Below are 19,217 nucleotides of genomic sequence, written 5' to 3'. Positions count from 1 at the left end.
TTAATTCCTGCGTCTACTGTATTTTTGATTGCGTCGAATAATTTTTCCATGTTTGTTATCTCCTTTGTACTATTTATAATTATCTTTAAATTAGAAACCTAAATATTTACTAACTAAACCTACACCGTTTTCTACGATACCAACAATACTTGTACCTAATTTTGTCCAATCACCATTAATACCTGCAGTTACTGTATCTTTAATTGCGTTAAATAAACCTTCCATTTCATACACTCCTTAGAAATTAATTGGTAAAATTCTAAAACGATAGGTTACTGTATTGCTTGCTTTGTTTTGTTTAACTATCGTTTTGTTATCTTTACTATAAAGGGTTTATTTAGATAGTTGTGTCATTTTCCGTAACTTATACTTAAATCATCAAAACTGTGCAATTTAAAAATTTATATTTACAGTTAGGAATTCAAATATGTCTATCTCGTCAAAGTTTTTTAGATTATAAAAATAAAATAATTAAAAATATTTAATACATAATTATATGATATAATCCAAAAGTGTATATTTTCATTATATTTATTCTAGTAAATTTAATTAAATGGTTATAAGGTGGTGATATTAAAAGTAATTCCTACGTAAAATGTGAATAAAAGGACTGTGTTATTAATAATTACTAATTGAGTGAACGAACGGAGAATACATATGAAAAAATATTTCATTTTATTATTTAGTAGTTTTTTAATATTAAGTGCATGTGATAATGATTTTTCTTTAACTGGTGATAATAAAAAAGAACAGAATGATACCAACAATAAAAAAGAGAAAGAAGATAAGCATATTTCAAAATCAGATAAGAATTCTATAGAACATAATGACAAAACTATCCAAAATCAAAATACTGAAAATACAAGTAATGAACAGAAGTCAAACGAAGAAAGAGATTCAAAAGATACCATAGAAGATGTTTCATCTCAAAATAATAATCAAATTGATTTCTCTAATATTAAAGATAGAAGTACATTAGAATCAATTATTTATGGAAATTATAGTGAAGAACAAAAGATACAAGCTTACAATAGTGCAGTTGCAAATGGAATTATTCCACAAGGAAATGTAATGGAAGGTCCTGCTAGTGTAGCGTATCAAAGTTCACTTAGAGTTGAAAATGGTCAAGAAAAATCAATTTATGACCGACCAAATGAGTCAGATGTTTCAGTAGATGATGAAAATGCAACTCCGGATCCTAATGCTGAAATCAATGCAGCAGAAACTGAAGATGAGTATTATGATGCACTCAGAAAAAAATATAATGGCGGTCTTTCATCTGGAGAACTTCAAACAAAACATGCAATTGAGCAAGGTTACTACGAAGGTGATGACGCTGAAGAAGTCTATCAAAACATTAAAGAACAAGAAGCTGACATAGCAGCTGGAAAATGGGATAAATATAATAATTAAATTCTTGAAGCAAGTCATCATAGTGAGTTTAAAATAGATAAGCAAAAACCCCGTAACCACAATGGTTAACGGGGTTTATTAGCGTCCTGGGAGGCCATTTTTGTACATTGTGATATGTATGAAAATGGCTTAACTATCGTAATTTTAAAGATAAACTTTAGAACTAAATAGAATGAATTAGAACATTTTTGACACGCGCTTGACACTTTATTTTATAAATAAAGAAACAATAGATACTATTAAAGAACCCGTACTTATTAAAGCAGGAATAGTAATCCCAACCCAAAACCTTTTAGTTGTAAGTTTTTCTTTATTAATATCAAGTTTAATTTCGTTTTTGGCAGCCTTTACATCTTCATTAACTTTACCTTTTAAATCATCGATTTTTCCTTCAACATTATCGAATCTATAGTCCATATGTTTTTCATGTTTTTCAAACTCTGGGCGAGTTATATAATTAGTATTCATACCATCACCTTCTATTTCCGAATAACCAACTGTTCCTGTGCTAAACATTTTTCTAAAATCAGTTTTGATTTTAGTTTTTTTGTATCTTGGATCATTATTGATAGCAATTATATTACTCTTGTTCTTCGATGTCATAATATGTGTCCATCTCTTTTTGTAGAGTGTTTATATCTTTTACTTCATTATGAACAGATTCGTATTGTTCTATTGCTTCTGATAGCGCTTTATGTAATTGTTTAGCCAGACTCGGATTCATGATAATTTTCTTATTATCTAAAAATCCATTAGGAGTACTTTGTTTAAAATTAATAATAAAATCAGTGATGCTTGTCTGAATATCTAAAGAATTAGCATAAAACATAGAAAAATCTTCACCATATACATATCCATCTTCTCTGTTAAATTCCATATCATCATTTTCATTATAATTATAACCCATAATGTTTCTCCTTTGCCTAAAAAAGTATCTGTAATAATAATATCTTTTTTAATTCCTGAGCAACAGACAGAACATAATAGCGAACATAAAAAAAACACCACGCTCATAAGAACGTGGTTAGAATATAGTGTTGCCTCTTATAAATCTGATAATTATTTTAATTATCACAAACTGGGTATCTTTATTGTAACATAAAAAGCTACCCAGTGACATGTTAGGTAGCTTAAAAAGATACGGTCAGCTTCTCACTGCTAAACGCAAGTAAGTCCTCCGTATAAACCGGAATGGTTACCGGGAATTTAGGATGAGCGCTTGGCTCTTTGTAAATATATTATAACACAAAAAGAGATAACCGTCGCAACAGTTATACTCAGATACACCCCTCAGATGTGTACCGCAATTTCTATTTGATTATAACATAAAAAAAGAGGGACAAGCACCGTTATGCTTATCCCTATACGAACGAACTGATAGTGAAATGTCGTGTGAGTATATTATATCATATTAATACCAACTAATATTGCCATACAACTCTTTAGTTTCTGATTTAATACGTTGTTTTTTATCATGTATTCTACATAATGCTACATAAAAGTATTCGCCTTTGTTATCAAATTTAAATCGCGCCCACCAGTATCCATTTTTCTTAATGATTTGGTCGAAATCTGTATAATCGCCTGCTTTAAACCATTGTTTACTATTTAATACAGTGCCAGTTAGTCCTGGTTTTTTGCGTACTTTCATTAGAGTTGTAAAGTGAATATGTCCTTTCCAATTCCACTTAGTATCTTTAGGCTTACTTTGTTTAGCTTCAATTTGTCTACCATGAATAGCTTCTGCAATTCGTTTAGTAAAGCTATCTAAGTGATCATTGATGTAATTCATGTCCTTTTTAGATGTGATAAAACCTAATTCAACTAAACGATAGTTAAGGTTTAATTTACCTGCAACATTTGCATTCAATAAATCATTACGTGCTGTCACGCCTCTGATTTTACCAACTGTTTTATCTAACGCACTACTAATCGCCTTATCGATATTATCAGCCGGGTATTGATTGTTAATAATCACATGCCCGCCACTTGCACTAACCCCTGCTGCATCTAAATGGAATTCAACGATTACATCTGGTTTAACGTTATATTTAACCCAATATAATCCGTAATCAGTATAGTTACCGACTTGTTGACCGTACTTGGTATCTTGATATAAATCTTGATTCATTGTTGAACCACCGTATAACACAACGTTGTGTCCTGCTTTCTCAAGATACTTTTTAATTTTAGGAATAATATTTTTACGGTTAAAATCACGTTCGTTGTAACCATTCGCTACCGCACCTGGGTCATTAGAATATGCACCTTTGCCATGTCCGGCAACAAGTAAAATCTTTTTATCTTTCTTTTTAGTAGCTTTAGCAACTGGTTTAGATTTGCTTTTAACCTTGTTAACTGTTGTTTCTTTTGCATAGAACGGTCTGATAAACCACATAGGGAAGTCATAGCCATGTGTACGACGTGTAGCAACTTCTGGCGGGTTCCAGTATGCACCGCCCAACCAATTTTGCTCTAAAATTTGTATTGAGTTTAATGTAGCACTTAATACAATTCCGACATGACCGTAACCTTGCCCGTAATTACGGTTAAAAATAACTAAATCGCCCGGTTGTGCTTGGAAAGTAAGCGTATTCTCGTATACCGTAGCTTCGCCTGTAAAATTATTCCATGTAGGTATGTCTGCTGCACCCACACCTTTTAAAGTGTGATTAAATAGATACAACCACCATTGATTAGCTAAATCAAAGCACTGATCGTTTGTATTTAACTTAACGTCTTTCCCTGTATTAATTTCTTAATACACTTGTATAACATTAAATTGCTCTATAAAAAGAGCCTCATGCTTTCACATGAGACTAGACTATATCATTTATCGTATTGAAATTTGAATTCTGAATAATTTCCCAATATATCTTTTCGCCATTCTTACCTTTATTATATTTGCGTTTACCATGACAAACCATACCAATAGATGAAGCGTTCATTCCAGTGCATTTAGACGCTTCTGATATCGAATTATAAACTATATTAGTATTTATACATCTGATTTTAATATTTCTATCCCTATTTTTGTATACCCCATGTCTTTTAGCAATATTAGTAACGTGTTTTACACTTACATTATATTTAAGTGCTATAGAGTTACTAGATTTTCCTCCTTTATAGTCTGATAAAATGGATAATTCACTATTATTAAAGCGTCTTTCATTTATTTTTCTCTGAATATCTTTAATTTTATTAAGAGGAACATTGGGCAAAACACTATTGTTTATTGAATCTCTAATGAAATTGAAATAACTTTTTCTAGCATCGATTTCTATTAGTTTAATTCCATTATTTTTACAATACTCTCTTTTAAATTCATCTGAAGCCATGGTTAGTTTATACGCATTTTTCCATTTTGATTTAGGGTGTGCACCATAGTGTTGAAATCCATGCACCTCTATGGCAATGTTTTTATCTGGTAAATAGAAGTCTATAAATCTCCTATAATTACCTAATTTAAACTGATGTAAATACCTAATACCCATAACCTCTAGATAAGCCATCATAAATTTCTCGGGATAACTTAAATATGGTCCACAATATTGGCACGAAACTCCGTATAAATAAAGGTTTCTCGCTATCATATATTTTTCTCGATTACAATTCGGACAAATACATAATATTTTGCCATCTCCACCAATGCTATGTTTTTTAGCATCTTCCTGATTTTTCAACAAAGGAAGTATGTGTTTTTCATTGAATAACCAGTTACCTTCCCAAACTTTATTACCCGATGCGTATGGACTACCGTAACCATAATCTATATTAAATTGAGTTTGGTAAAATTCTTTTTTGGTAAGATTACAACTAACTTTGTACGCCAATATATTATGCTGTCTAGCGTCTTTTTTTCTAGTTTGCTCTAAAATAGTTACATTGTTCACTACATCTCCCACTTGATATTTGTGTTCTTTATTAACTTCGCCAATAAGAACTCCTATTTTACCCTTTATAAAATTCCCGTTATACATTTCTATTCTTTTATCTTTATATATTACTTCTAGCAGTGTTCCACCGTTTACTTTTTTTAAGAAACTGACTTTTAAAATTCCTTCAATCCCTTTATAGTTAAAACGCACGTCTCTATTTTTAATATTTATCCAATCTATTATATCTTTTTTTCCATGTTTTCTTTTTGGTAAATCTGACACATTGATTACTTTATCCATATCATCACCTAACAGTTATTATACCATATAGATGACTTTTCAATACGATAATCTTGTACTGTTCACTAATTAGTGAAACTTAGTCGTTGAAGCTTCCTCTACTGTTACCATAGAGGCTTGCCTGCTGATTGCCCAATCCTCAATATTTTTGAACTTTCACGCTTACCGTTGCCAGTTACGTTGTAGTTTTTGAGGCTCTAAGGGTTTTCCAGCAATTCACAAGATTTTACATGGGCTATATAGTTAACCCATAGGCTCTGTCCGGGTTGTAAGCTTTGCCTTCCATTGATTTTAAATACTTAATCGCATCTTTGTATGTCCTTTTACTCGCCATTTAATCATCTCCTAAAGGCGAACCAGTACCACCAGTCACGCCTGCTTTAGATTTATTGATTTCTTTTTGACCTTTATGTGCGTGTTGAGTAAAGTTGTTATTTTTCCACCAAGCTAAAAGCGATACTACACCAGTTATCACTGTGCTTATCGTCATTTCGTCTACTGGAATTGGTGATATTTTATTCATTGCTAAAATTTGATTTATCCACGCTAACGCCAAAGCGATTGTGCGTGCAATCGAACCTACATCTGTTTTCATCTTTATTCCACTCCTTATTCAAAATAAAAAGCCGACACAATGTGCCGACTTAAAAGAATGCAGCTGCAAAACCTAATGCTCCGACTAGTACCGAAGCAATACCACTGATAATTGCAACTATAATTTTTACGTTGTAACCTTGTTTTTCTTTAATGACTTCACTAAACGTTTCAAGTTGTTTGCTATGATCTTTAACTTGATACTTAACATCAGTGAAATCTTCACCGAATTTCTTCATTGTTTCGTTCAATTTCTCTAAATGCTTTTCTGAGCGTTCTTGACTTTCAAACGCTTGTTTTTGATAGATGATTTGTTTATCTACCTTATTATTCAAGTCTTTCAATTCACTAGTGTGTCGTTTATCATTCTCATCTATTTTTCGATGAATTTTACTCGTGTTATCTATCCACTCTTCTCTTAATACGAAACGTTCATCTTTTTCCTGCAAAGTCTGCACCCCCATAGTAAGCGATTAATGCATTAATCATTGATAAGGTTGCAAACTGTACTGGACTTAACCAATTAATCGCATTAAAAATACTTGCAGAAGTGAGTAAGAAATAATAAATTGCATTCCCACTACCACCAAAGATAAGTAAGAAGTTAAATTTATTATTCACTTGTTGTTTAGGTAAGAAGATAGGTGCAAGAATAATAAACAAACTAAAAAGCATTCCTAAAACGCCCCATAACCAAATAGGCATAACTTGATGGAGTGTTAGATAGAAATCACTATCACTTAATACTGTATTTTGTTCCTTAGTCCAAAAGAAACCTCTTTCAAACATAAGTAAGCCAAAACCAAAGATAAAGATAGCTAACACTTTGTAGTTAAATGAATTTTCTTTCATATTCAAAACTCCTATTCTGCGTTAGTTTCAGTTTCTCCCACGTACTCTAATAAAGTTGTTAGCTTTACTGGTTTAACAGTTACTTTTTCAGCAATAATACCAAATTCATAATTTAATTCATTTAGACTATTTAAGCGTTCAGCAAGTGCTTTAACTTTATCTAAATTATCAAACTTAGTCGCAATATTAATATTAGATGTTGGATAGAATTGACCTCTGAAGTCATTATCTAAAACGGCTTCTTCTCCTTTTTCATTCACTTGTACTAAGATATAACTTTCTGTGTTTTTTACGATTTCATTTGCCATGATAAATTCCTCCTAAAATTTGGTATAAAAAGAGTGCTAAAGGTTACTCTCCCTCAGCACTTGTTTGTTCATTATTTTGTTGTTCTTCTTGCTCTCTAATTACTGCTCTTAACATTGCATTTTCTTGTGAAAGTTTAGCGTTTTGAGTAACTAACTCCTCGATAACATAACTTGGATTAGCTTGTAATTGATTGTTCATTTAATTGTTCCTCCAATGTGTTTGTTTTTTCGTTTAGTTGTTGTATTGATCTAAGTGCCCATGTAACCATTTCATAAATATTAACGCCATCACCATAAATAAATTCATCAGGCGTTTTATAATCTCTACCGATAATTACACCTCTATGGTTTAAACCTTTTTCTTTACCTTCTTCATTTTTATATTTGAATTGATAAAGATCTAAGTCATTAGCGATGACAGTTAGAGCGTCATAGTCCCACTTCTTAATATCTGTTTTATATTGTTCGAGTGATGCGTTGTTGAAGGCTGATGCTCTAACTGGTTTGTAACCAGTATCGCCACCGTTCCAGAATAAGTTGTTTGTAACACGTAATTCGTTTGTAGATACGCCGATATAGAAATCTTTAGCAGTATTAACTCTTATAGAGTTCGCTTGTACATCTAAGCATTGTAAATCTTTATATTTCACATTGCCGTTGTTGTAACCTTTTTTATCGGTTATACGTAATGCGTCATCTACTAAAATATAAGCATTACTTCCTTTAGCAGTTAAATCTCCATATAATTTATCCGCAAAGAAATGACCTGTCCCAATATCACCATCTTTATTGGTAGCATAAATTGTACTGTTAATAGAACTTTTACTAAATCTTATTCCTGAACCATATTGTGACGTATCACTTGAAACATTACCGTATTTAAGAACACCATCTGTATATGCTCCACTATCATTTTGTTTTACATACATAGCAAATTCGTTGTTACCAGTTCGATTATCGCGATATGGTCTGAAATAAATACCATAGTTACTTTCAATATTTACAGTTAAGTTCGCATTTAAAATAATACGACTGTAATCACTTTCTAATGCTACTGCACCGTATGTGGAGTGTAGTCGTACACCACGAGAAGTATCATTATATTTTGTAGAATGAAATTCTAATGTACCTGCTGTTTCATCACCAGCACCAGCAAGCATTGTTGATAAACCTTTTTCGGTTAAATATAAGTTATAACCAGTTGTTCTATTTTGTACTTTTACAGTACCACCTTGAATACCTAGTCTTAAATTAGCGGTATCAGTTACATTAGCCCAAGTACGTGTGAAAGAACCGTAAGAAAGGATGGAATTATTTCTAATATCTAAATAATCAACACTATCCCCACCACGAATACCAATATTATTAACATTAATATCTAGACCTTCGGGACTTAAATTTAAACGGTTAATAATCTCGTTTTTACCGACCTTATCATCAACTTTACTTGCCATAACATTGAAGTCTTTATTGACTGTAATATCTACCTTATCGCCTCTAAGTTGAATACCGTTCCTATCCATTGTGTAAGATTGAATATTACCATTTTCATCGTAACTTAAATTTATCCCTTTAGTTGTGGCCGATATTTCTGAAATCACTTGAGATAATGTTTTACGACTAGCGTTAAACTTTTGTTCGTCAACTTTTAAAGCTATTTTATCGCCATTTTGAGATATAGATGTTTCTAGTTTAGTCATGGCTATATCATTAGATTGTTTATAATCGTCTGTGTAATTTTTAGCGTTTGTTTCAGCTTGTTGTATATCTTTTTTTACATCTTCGTTAGCTGGCGACCAACCTGTAACTTTATCGCCTTCAACTAGGATAGCTTTTTCTATTGTTACGTTTAAATCGACGTTAGATTGACCTGCTACATCTTTATAAATTAAGAATTGTGTACTTTCAACTTGTGCTGTAAATGTATAGGTAATTTTACCGTCTTTAATATCTACTGTATCTCTTATTCCTGAAGGACTATATGGGAAAATAGAGGTTTTCCCACTTTGTCTTTCATCGGTAGTAACAATATCAGCTTTTACACTATAAGTTTTACCTATTTCTAAAGGGTGTGTTAAATAATATCTTGTATAGGAATAACCAGTAAAAGTTGAAAAATCACTTCGACTTTCACTGTCTAAAAGTAAGTTTTCACTTCCAACATCTAAATTGTTGATTTGATTGTCTGTATAGTTCTCTGTTTCTTTTTTTACGTTATCAGTATAATTTTTAGCTTCTGTTATACCACTTTCAAATTTAGTTAAAGTAACTTTATCAGTGATTTCATTTGAAAGTTGTTTTCTTTCACTATCAGCATTATTTAATCTTTCAACTATATCATCTTTATCTAAAGTGTAATCTTGTTTTGATACCTTACTATCAATTTGTGTAGGCAAAATATCAAGTGTTGCTTTATTGCTTTTAACTGTTGTTTCTAAAGGTGTAAGTCGTCCGTCAACATCTCTTAATTTTTGTGCTACATCTTCATTTTTAGCCATTAAACTAATTTGTTTATCTAATTCAGAAATGCTAGTTTCGTTTGTTATTACTCTTGTTGTGATTGGTTTTAATGCGTTTTCTGTGTTTTCTTCAGCTGTATTTATAAAGTCCTGTTTCAAATCTTCTGGTGCTTGTGCGTAGTCGCCTATTTTATTTCCCTTTACCAGAATTGTGTTTTTAAATGTAGTATCTAACTTATCGGATGATTGTCCTGCAATATCTTTATACAGTAATATTCTTTCACTAGGCACTTTTGCTTTAAAGGTTAACTTAATTTTATTATCAATTATCGGAACGTTTATTAGACCGTTATCTGGAAAGTACCCTCTAATTGACACTTTTCCACTTTGTTCAGGAGATGTAGTATAAACTTCACTCAATATAGTATAATCTTCACCTACTTCTAAAGGTTGCGTTAGTAAATAGGTTATATAAGCGTGGGTATCATTAATAATACTATCGCTACGTTCCTCTGAGTTTAACAGTAAATTTCTAGTGCCAATATTCAAACCATCAATTTTACTTTCGACACTTTTTACACTTGTGCTAATCTCTTCTTTTGCTACTTTCACCTTACTATCTACACTATTATTCAAACGCCCTTCTAATTTTTTTATATTACCGTCGTAATAATCTTGCAGTGTTTGTTTTAAGTTATTTAGTTCTTCCTTATTAGGTATATCAGCATATAACTGTTGATTTTCGCTATCCCAACGACCATTAGGTAACGTTTGTGCTATTTTATCCATAGCGTCATTGAATTTCTCATCAGTATATTGTGATTGAAGTAATTTCAACCGTTTATCAATAGAAATTTTAGCGTCAGTAACGTATTTATATAATGTTTGTAACTTTTCTCGATACACTGTAAATAAAGTTTGTGTATCAACTAATTTTCCTATTGTTGCTGTATCTTCATCCATGCTATCTAAATTTGTCTTGATGTTTTGATACACGTTGTCTACATCTGATAATGCTTGGTTTAAGTTTGCTTTTAAATCATCATCGACAAGATATTCATTATTTAACACATCGTACACATCATTTTGTAACTTGCTATGTTGAATAGTTAAATTGATGAAACTATTATTTAAATCTCGATACATTACTTGTTCACGTCTTAAACCACCGATTTTTTCTACATCATCAGCTGTTTGAGTTATCCATTTACCATTCCAGTAACGACGTAGTACTGCAACATCAGGGTTTGACGTATCGTACCATAATGTATCGTTTTGTGGGTTTTCTGGTGGCTCTGCACCTTTAAATATCTTACGTTCGTAATATTCTAACTCTCCAGCTACAACGTCACTCACGATTGTGTTTACATTCGAAATATTGTCGTTAAGTTTTTTAGTAATTTCATCAAGTTTTCTAGTAAAGAATTCTCTTAGTTTAGTTTCTTCGTATTCAATAACATTGCCAAAGGTAAATTCACTTTCATCTGCTAACCAGTTGTATTTAATACCTATAACTTCTGCTTCTATATATAAAGGTGGTCTGAAATCTCTATCTTTTACCCTTACGATATCTCTAAGATGTACTGTTACATCGTTATAATATTTATGAATATCGATTGAAGATACTTCATAACTTATTGCTGCTTGATTACGTTTGTTAAGTTCTGTTTTAGCAAGTGTGGTTAAACGTTTAAGCGTCATGTTCTCATCGTTACTTTCAGGCTCATATACATCCCAAATATAACGATTAGGTAGTCCAAAAATCTCTTGTGCTTCATCATCTATTACAACAGTTTCAATTCTTGAGCCATCTTCTTTTTCAGGACCAACTGCAAGTAAAGCAGTTTTCACTTCAGATAAATCAATCGTTCTTGTCATACCTGTTAAGTCTTTACCTTTAGTAATTTCCTTACCTTTGAATAAGTTTTTAGGTTTAGTAATTGATACATAACGATGTTCGACAGTATGTGCGCCTAATTCAATATAAAAACTAGGGACCATGTTATAAGTAGTGCAAAGCATATAAATTAAATCAAATGGATTAGTGTGAGAAGTCCATGAAGTTGTACGATTGCCACCATATTCTGTATCGTCAGACACTTCCCAACCTGTATCGGCAAGTGTTTTAAGTAGCGCTTGTGTTGTTGTGTTGGCTTCTAATTTACCTGGTGGAATAGGTTTAGCTGTTTTCAAATCTTCTAAGTAACTTGCGTTACATTCAATTTCGGTTGTACCGTCAAAGTTATCTGTAATGTGGATGATAATAAACTCTCTGAATGTACCGTTATTGTCTTGAGCGATAATACGATTGCGTTCTCTTAATTTCTCTGCTCGAGTATTTTCAATTGTAAAATCAAAAGTTTCTGTTTTTTCTTCTACATTCATACTCATTTCAGCATTAATCAATGCACCATCACTTTGACTAATGAAATCAATGATGTTGTCATTAAAATCAAGTACATGTATTCCTACATTCTTCACTATCTAACCTCCAATCTATAAAAATCTGTCTTGCCAATACACTGTCGTGTCATATGTGTTTTCAGGATAAATCATACATTCATTCATCCCTTTATTTATGTTGAAGAAGTCACTACCAAATGTTTTTAAATCAAGCGCAGGCTCTTCATTAATTGTTACTGTTTTTTCTTTCATATTGATGTTGATTAAATCACCTTTTTTAATAATTAAATCTCTTGCTTTAGGTGGTTTGGGTAATATTTCATGATTATAACTACCTAATATCGTTGTTGGCATATGATAATTATTACCATTCTTAGCAATATAGATACTTACTGCTGATATAGGTCGTTGATAGAAGTTACCACTATCAATAAACACCTTTTCATGAACATCTATGGGTGTAATTCGCTTAGGATAGTCTACTTCATCATATTTCCATGTTTTGATGTAAAATTTATCCCCGATACGTTTTAAACGCATGTAAACCACTATATGTTTCCATGTATAGAATTCTGGAGTGTTTGTATAGTTATATATCACTTTCTGATTACCGTTTTGGTCAAAGAGTGTTACATAAATAACTCCAATGTTTTGTGTTGCTCTAGGGTTGCTGTAACCTATTGAAGCAATGACACGATTATCTGTGTCATATACATACTGTGTCGCATGAGTTGCGCCCTTTTTACCTTGATTAACATGAATTTTTATCGTTGAACTAAAATCTTGAGTGCTTTTACCGAATGAATGCTTATATTCTGCACCGTTCCATCCACTTGTAGATGTAATCGAACTTTCATTAAGCATAAAAGCGTCTTTAGAAGAACTCATAGCCATAGAACCACCAACTGTTCCACCTGTTACATTGTCATTAATAGACCCATTGGTTACTTTAGTCCAACCAAAGAATGAACGCATTTCATCATTAAATAAAGTTGGTGTATAATCTTCGACCTTTTTATCTAAATCATCATCACCAATCATGAAATAATCTTCATCATTCTTCGTGATAGAGAAATAACTCGCATTCTTTAATGCTGTTGCTTGTACAATAATAGGACTGTCTGCTGTTCCTGTACTTACGACTGATACTTGGTCTGAAATAGCTGTGTTTTTAGTGCCTTCGACTGCGTATTTGTATGGATCAAGTAATGTAACTTTTAGAGAGAGTTCAGCTTGCATACCTACATCTTTATCTAATTCGAAAGGACCAGTGATATAAGCATTCCAATACCAGTTTTGGCTTTCGAACTGCAATTTAATTGGTTTATCACTATCCACTCTTTTTACTAAATCATTTATGATATCATCATGATTTTTTTGACCGTTTCTGTTTGTGTGAGTGTCATTCCTTACTATCAAAGGTATTTCAAATTCTAATGGACCTATCTTTCTATCTTTTAATACACCCCCAACTCTACCTGCTACTTCTTCAACTTCTAAAGCATAATTAAAAGAGGGTATTTTGAACCCTCTTTCGATATAAATATCATCCACTTTTTTACCATTAATAATTAAAGCGTCGCTCAAAATATCCCTCCTAAGTCACACTAGGTTTAAATCTAGCTTTTCTATTTTTATGACGTTCTCTTTTATCAACGATTGTATTTACTTCTTCACCTAACGAATATCTATCAATCACATTAGATTTGTTTGCAATACGTTCATTACTATCTTCTAAGTTGAATAATGTAGAAATGATTGCGTCCATCTTCTCTACTAAGGATGTTAATTTAACATTTTGTTCTTTTAACGCTTGATATTCTAAATTTCTACGCATTTCTGTTTGTTGTTGTTTGTCTTTTTCTTCTCTAATACCATCTGCAAAGCGAGAGATTGCTTCGTATACTGCCGATTGAGTACGGTTAAAGATATCACTATTAATGACACGTTCAATAGCAGCAATCGATACATCATTAGGTATGATTTGCTCGCCACCTCGCAAGTTCATGATTTCGCCACCTTTTTCAAACACAGTAGCGTAACCTTTACGAGCATTGTTTGTTCCTGTGGCGTATTTTTTACGTCTACCAGTTGGACCCCAACCAGTTAAGCCACTAGCCATACGACGTTTCCAGTAAGATAAGTTAGCACGCCAATCTGTGTTATTGAAGAAAGCAAGTAATTGGTCATAACCGTTTTTAATATTTTTATGTCCTCTAATTGCGTAGCTGTTAAATGAGCCTGGTGTATATTGTAATAAACCTTGCGCTTCGTTCCCTCCGCTGTTTACATCATGAATTTGTTGAGTAACTCCAGCATTACCGCTACTTTCTGTTTGGATAAGTCGAGCAACATCATTCACATCAGCATTTGAAACTCTTACTCCTATTGCTTTAGCTGCACGTCTAATATCTGGTTTCCAAGCACTTGCAGCTTTGTTTACGCCACCACCACTTTTAGCTGCTTGTTTAGCCCATGTTAATGGGTTTACACTATCTGGATGGTTGTTTAAATATCCTTTTCCTTTGTTAACTTGCCAATGTAAATGGGAGCCGAACGAGTTACCTGTATTACCTACTAATCCGATGATTTGACCTTGATGAACTCTGTCGCCAATTTTTACTTTACGTTTAGATTGATGCATGAAAATATGTGTATATTTTTGTCCGTCCCAAATTTGAGTTTCATTACCGCCAGATGGCTGGTTAGGTGAGAACCATGATTGAATTACTTTACCGCCTATCGGCGAAGGAATAGGTGTACCTGTCGGCGCACCATAGTCAATACCTGCATGTCCTGAAGGTGTCCATCCTCTTGTCATATGGAATGGTGATTTGGTGTATGGATTATATCCTCCACCACCACTAAATTCATCTTCTAACCAACCATCAATCAAGTTTTTAGCAGCTTCTTTTAATTTTCCAAACATAGCTTTCATTAAGTTGTATGGTATTTCTGCGCTTTTAGCAATTCCGAATGCGTCCATATTTATTCCAAACGCTTCAAGCACTTTATTAAGTAATTTGCCAGGTTTACCAACCCAATCAGCTATGTCTCCAACTTTATCCGATAGCCATTTAGTGCCTTTCCCTACTGCACCTTTAATTTGAGAAAGCTTTTCGCCTCCCCATTCTTTAGCTTGTTTGGTTTTATCGCCAATACTATCCATAGCATTGTGTTTTAGTTTTTTTGCACTATTAAAAAACTTTCCTGCAGTTTCTCCTACTGCTTGGAATAATTTTTTCTTAGTACCACTAGCAAAACGAGGTATAGTTCCAGTATTAAACATAGGTGTCATACCGTTACTTAACATAGCATGAGTTTGCGCACCATTTAAAATACGAGTACCTTTAGATAACGGCATAGTCGTATCTTTAGCTGGAGTTATAAATGGTTTACCTTTAGGCGGTATGATTGTTTCGTGTCTAAAGCCTCCAGGACCGTTGCCCTTACCTTTATCTCCAACAGTAGCTAAAGTATTTTGGTTTAACTTACCATTAGTCACTAAATTTTGTGTATGTGTACTTTCTGTACCTGTATGGAATTTGAAAGTAGGTATTTTTTTCATTCCAATTTTATCAGCTACCCAGTTCACTCCACCTATCAATTTATTCAAACCACTTTTTACTGCATTTACCATTCCAGTAATATGACCTTTGATTTTTCCAATAATATTTTTAAGTCCGTTAGACATATTGTTGAACACCTTACGGACACTATTCCACAAACTTTTTGCCATATTTACTGTATTATTTTTGATACTTCGCCAAGTATTAGACATGAAATTTTTCGTTTTAGAAAAAATATTTCTTGTTCCGTTATATAAATTTGAGAAATTTCGTTTTACTCCGTTATATAAACTACGTGCAAAATCAACAGTTGAGTTTCTGATTTTCCGCCAAATAGACGACATCCAATTTCTTAATTTGCTAAAAATAGAACGTGTAAAATTAAATAATTTACTAAACGTATTTCTTACGCCACTATATAAAGATTTTGCAAGTTTAACTGTATTATTTCTGATGTTTTTCCAAACATTAGATAAAAAGTTTTTCAATTTCCCAAATATATTTTTTGAAAAATTATATAAATTACTGAAATTTTTCTTTACTCCATTCGCTAAAGATTTAGCAAATGCAACAACTTTGTTTTTAATAAATTGCCAACTTCTAATCATGAAATTTTTCAAGTTAGTAATTATTTTCTTGATACCGTTATACATTGAACGTATGGCGTTAACTGTACCGTTCTTTATAGATAGCCAAATTCTTAATGATGTCGTTTTAATTAAATTAAAAGTTTTAGTTATAAAAACTTTCAATGAGCCTATAATTTTTTTAGCTCCGTTAGTTAAACCACGAATTATATTTAATACTCCAGTTTTGATTAACAGCCAAATTTTTAATGTATTATTCTTGATAGACGACCACAAAACGGATAAAAATGCCTTCAAAATATTGAAATTTCTTTTTCCAGCATTAACCAAACTTTTTACTATTGTGACAAATCCGTTTTTTAAAGATACTAAAAACTTAATTGACATATCTTTAATAAATTTAAACGAACCTGGTATAAAAACCTTTAAAAATCCAAATACAGAAGTCGCGGTATTCTTGATAGAATTCCACGCTTTTATTACAAAGTTACGGAATGTTTCATTATTCTTCCATAAGTAAATAATGGCAGTAGTTAAAGCACCAATAACTGTTATTGCAATGCCAATTGGACCTGTCATAAATCTTAGTGCTAGACCTAAACCTCTAGTCGCAAGTGCAGCAGCTTTAGTAACGACTGACCATGCTTTAGTTGCAGCAGTTGTTATTTTTGCTTGTATAGCTTGTCGTTTCATTCCTAGCGTTGCAAATGCGCCTTGCGCACCTAATAACTTCTCTGCACCTGTAACAGCAAGTAAAGCGCCTCTCATACCAGTTAAAGCACCTTTAACTAGGAATATTGGTTTAAGTAATAGTAAGATAGCACCTGTTAGAGCTACTGTTGAACCTAGTATTTTACCTATCATAGGATGTGTGTTAATCATGCTCGATAGCCAACCAGTTATAGCATTAGTTACCGACAATGTGACTGACGCAACGGGAGCCATACCTTTCACTAGCCCCCAAAGTACACCAGTGATGTTTTTAATTAATTGCCATACTTTAGGACCATTCGTTTCTAGGTATTCAACAAACTGTTTGAAACCGTCTGAACGTTTTAATTCTTCGCTCCACTTCCTGAAACCTTCCGTTACGCTTTCTATACCTAGTAAAACGTTGTGAGAATGTCCACTAAATGCACTGAATAGATTGAATAAACCAGCAAATACATTACCGAATATTCTTCCAACAATAGGTAAGTTAGTTTTAGTGTATTCAACAAAACCGTTTATCGCTTTAGAGCCTTCAACACTATTTGCCCATTTTCTGAACGATAAAGCCATATTTTCAAAGCCTTTTGATGCCCACACGAATAATGGACTTAACTTGTTAAATACAGCAGTCGTACCGTCTACAAAATGATAAGCACCTTGTAATAAATGGCCGAACGCTTGTGTTCCTTGTGTATTTAGAATATTGAAAGCAGTTTTTGCATTAGCTGAAGTTTTAATCCAATTTAACATCTTTCCACTCATGCCTTCTATTTGTCCTGCTGTTCGTGTTAAGAAAGGATTGAGGTTAGATAAAGAAGTTCTAGCAATATTAATACCATTACTAAGTGTGTTGAAAATTTTAGCTTGATTTTGAGCGATAAGTCCTTCCCATTCGTTTTTCAAACTACTTAACACACTTTGATAACGTCTTGTTTCATTAGTTAGTGCTAATTCGCCATCTTCTAGTTTTTTAAGTGCATATGTTGCTTGACCTGCAAACACATTAATAGCGCCCATACCAATACCAAATGCGCCACCTAGACCGATAGCACCACCAGCTAATGATGTGAGCATACCGCCAATACCAGCACCAGCACTTACGACTGAACCCATGATAGGTACTAAGTTGGCAAATTGTGTAGCCATGACTTCACCGACTACACCTTGTGTAATTTCGCCTAAACTTCTTAATGTAGTAGCGATACGATCCATACTACCTCTAGCACCTGCAAACCCTGCTCCCATTAGAGTAGTAGCTAATCTCACTTTACGTTGTGACCTAGCAACTTCATCTAATTCATCTGAAAGCTCATCTGCTCGACCTTGTGCAATTTGCATAGCGATACTTTCTTTTAAAATATCGTTACGCAATTTGTCGGCTTGTCTACTTGTAGAACCATGTGCTAATGAAACTTCTTTTAAATTTTGTTTAAGTAAGCTAATGTTAGCTTTTGATTTAGTGATAGTATAGTTCATTTCTGTTAAGTGATCTTTGTAGTTATCAACTGAACGTGTACCTTGTTTAAAAGCGATTTCACTAAGTTTTGCTCTGTTTTTAAGTTCACCTAAGCTATTCTTTACTTGGTCACTTGAACGATTAAATTGCTTGTAAGCTAATTCTGTCTCTTTTAATTCACGATTATAAGTAGAAAGTTGATTTTCTGCTTGTTGTACTGCTCTTGAGGCACTATTAAGCTTTCTTTTTTGTTCTTCAGTAACCACATTAGATTTACTGATTTCACTTCTAACATCTTCCAAGCTATCTTGTCGTTTTTTAAGTAAACCCTCTTGTGCTGTGATTGCTTTACCTAAATCTTTTTCTCTGTTTGCTAATTGTTCAGCGCTTAACTCATTTTTCTTGAATTCTGAGCGTTGAGAGCGTAAAGATTTATTGATGTTCTTTAGTTCTCGTTCTAATGTTCTTGAGGAGGCTTTTATGGGGTCGACATCCATCGAAACCTCTGCACCTAAGTTAAAATCTGCCATTATTCCACCTCCTTATTTTTAAATTAATGCCATCATTTGTTCAGGACTTAATGCTCCTGCTTTAGCCACTTTAGAAGCCTTACGTTTACGTTTTTTCGTATTGAAGTATTTATCGAAATCTTCCATAACAATTGCGTCAACTTCATGTGGTTTGTAT

At 32.8% G+C, this 19,217-nt stretch carries 13 protein-coding genes and 1 pseudogene; 1 reads left to right on the top strand and 13 read right to left on the bottom strand.

Annotated features, from left to right (window positions below):
• Positions 1-90 precede the first annotated feature (90 nt).
• On the bottom strand, positions 91-225 hold the full coding sequence (locus HMPREF3131_RS08780) for a beta-class phenol-soluble modulin (RefSeq protein WP_017174531.1): 135 nt from the start codon (positions 223-225) through the stop codon (positions 91-93).
• A 432-nt stretch (positions 226-657) separates the two neighbouring features.
• Between HMPREF3131_RS08780 and HMPREF3131_RS08775 the strand changes: the two genes are divergently transcribed.
• A complete protein-coding gene (locus HMPREF3131_RS08775; RefSeq protein ID WP_017174530.1) occupies positions 658-1,413 on the top strand; it encodes a hypothetical protein in 756 nt (251 codons plus the stop codon).
• Positions 1,414-1,620: 207 nt separating this feature from the next.
• Here HMPREF3131_RS08775 and HMPREF3131_RS08770 read toward each other — a convergent pair whose 3' ends face one another.
• From HMPREF3131_RS08770 to HMPREF3131_RS08720, 12 genes and pseudogenes are all read right to left on the bottom strand, one after another.
• A complete protein-coding gene (locus tag HMPREF3131_RS08770; protein ID WP_049420310.1) occupies positions 1,621-2,016 on the bottom strand; it encodes a hypothetical protein in 396 nt (131 codons plus the stop codon).
• Entirely contained in the window at positions 1,994-2,320 is a 327-nt protein-coding gene (locus HMPREF3131_RS08765; RefSeq protein ID WP_049420311.1) for a DUF3467 domain-containing protein, read from the bottom strand. The genes HMPREF3131_RS08770 and HMPREF3131_RS08765 overlap by 23 nt, the downstream gene beginning before the upstream one ends.
• Before the next feature lie 504 nt (positions 2,321-2,824).
• Positions 2,825-4,129, bottom strand: a pseudogene (locus tag HMPREF3131_RS08760) (N-acetylmuramoyl-L-alanine amidase); the annotation flags it as partial.
• A 103-nt stretch (positions 4,130-4,232) separates the two neighbouring features.
• On the bottom strand, positions 4,233-5,591 hold the full coding sequence (locus HMPREF3131_RS08755) for a PDDEXK family nuclease (protein ID WP_070436681.1): 1,359 nt from the start codon (positions 5,589-5,591) through the stop codon (positions 4,233-4,235).
• 334 nt (positions 5,592-5,925) lie between these two features.
• On the bottom strand, positions 5,926-6,186 hold the full coding sequence (locus tag HMPREF3131_RS08750) for a phage holin (protein ID WP_069724899.1): 261 nt from the start codon (positions 6,184-6,186) through the stop codon (positions 5,926-5,928).
• Positions 6,187-6,235: 49 nt separating this feature from the next.
• Entirely contained in the window at positions 6,236-6,634 is a 399-nt protein-coding gene (locus tag HMPREF3131_RS08745) for a hypothetical protein (RefSeq protein ID WP_064617406.1), read from the bottom strand.
• Positions 6,618-7,037: a hypothetical protein gene (locus HMPREF3131_RS08740; protein WP_061815671.1), complete on the bottom strand. Its 420-nt coding sequence runs from the start codon at positions 7,035-7,037 to the stop codon at positions 6,618-6,620. The genes HMPREF3131_RS08745 and HMPREF3131_RS08740 overlap by 17 nt, the downstream gene beginning before the upstream one ends.
• Positions 7,038-7,048: 11 nt before the next feature.
• Positions 7,049-7,345 carry a hypothetical protein gene (locus HMPREF3131_RS08735; RefSeq protein WP_070436678.1) on the bottom strand — a complete coding sequence of 99 codons (297 nt, stop codon included), beginning with the start codon at positions 7,343-7,345 and terminating at the stop codon, positions 7,049-7,051.
• A 43-nt stretch (positions 7,346-7,388) separates the two neighbouring features.
• Positions 7,389-7,544, bottom strand: coding sequence for a hypothetical protein (locus tag HMPREF3131_RS11370; protein ID WP_037540968.1), 156 nt, complete (start codon positions 7,542-7,544; stop codon positions 7,389-7,391).
• Positions 7,522-12,285: a phage tail spike protein gene (locus HMPREF3131_RS08730; RefSeq protein ID WP_070436677.1), complete on the bottom strand. Its 4,764-nt coding sequence runs from the start codon at positions 12,283-12,285 to the stop codon at positions 7,522-7,524. The genes HMPREF3131_RS11370 and HMPREF3131_RS08730 overlap by 23 nt, the downstream gene beginning before the upstream one ends.
• Before the next feature lie 15 nt (positions 12,286-12,300).
• Positions 12,301-13,794, bottom strand: a complete 1,494-nt coding sequence (locus tag HMPREF3131_RS08725) for a phage distal tail protein (protein ID WP_070436675.1) — start codon at positions 13,792-13,794, stop codon at positions 12,301-12,303.
• Positions 13,795-13,804: 10 nt separating this feature from the next.
• A complete protein-coding gene (locus HMPREF3131_RS08720) occupies positions 13,805-19,060 on the bottom strand; it encodes a peptidoglycan DD-metalloendopeptidase family protein (RefSeq protein ID WP_070436673.1) in 5,256 nt (1,751 codons plus the stop codon).
• Between the last annotated feature and the right edge of the window lie 157 nt (positions 19,061-19,217).

The sequence above is a fragment of the Staphylococcus sp. HMSC14C01 genome, assembly GCF_001808085.1.
Classification (GTDB): domain Bacteria; phylum Bacillota; class Bacilli; order Staphylococcales; family Staphylococcaceae; genus Staphylococcus; species Staphylococcus hominis.
The sequence above is the reverse complement of the archived record's forward strand: the minus strand, read 5'-3'. Positions and strand labels throughout refer to the sequence as shown.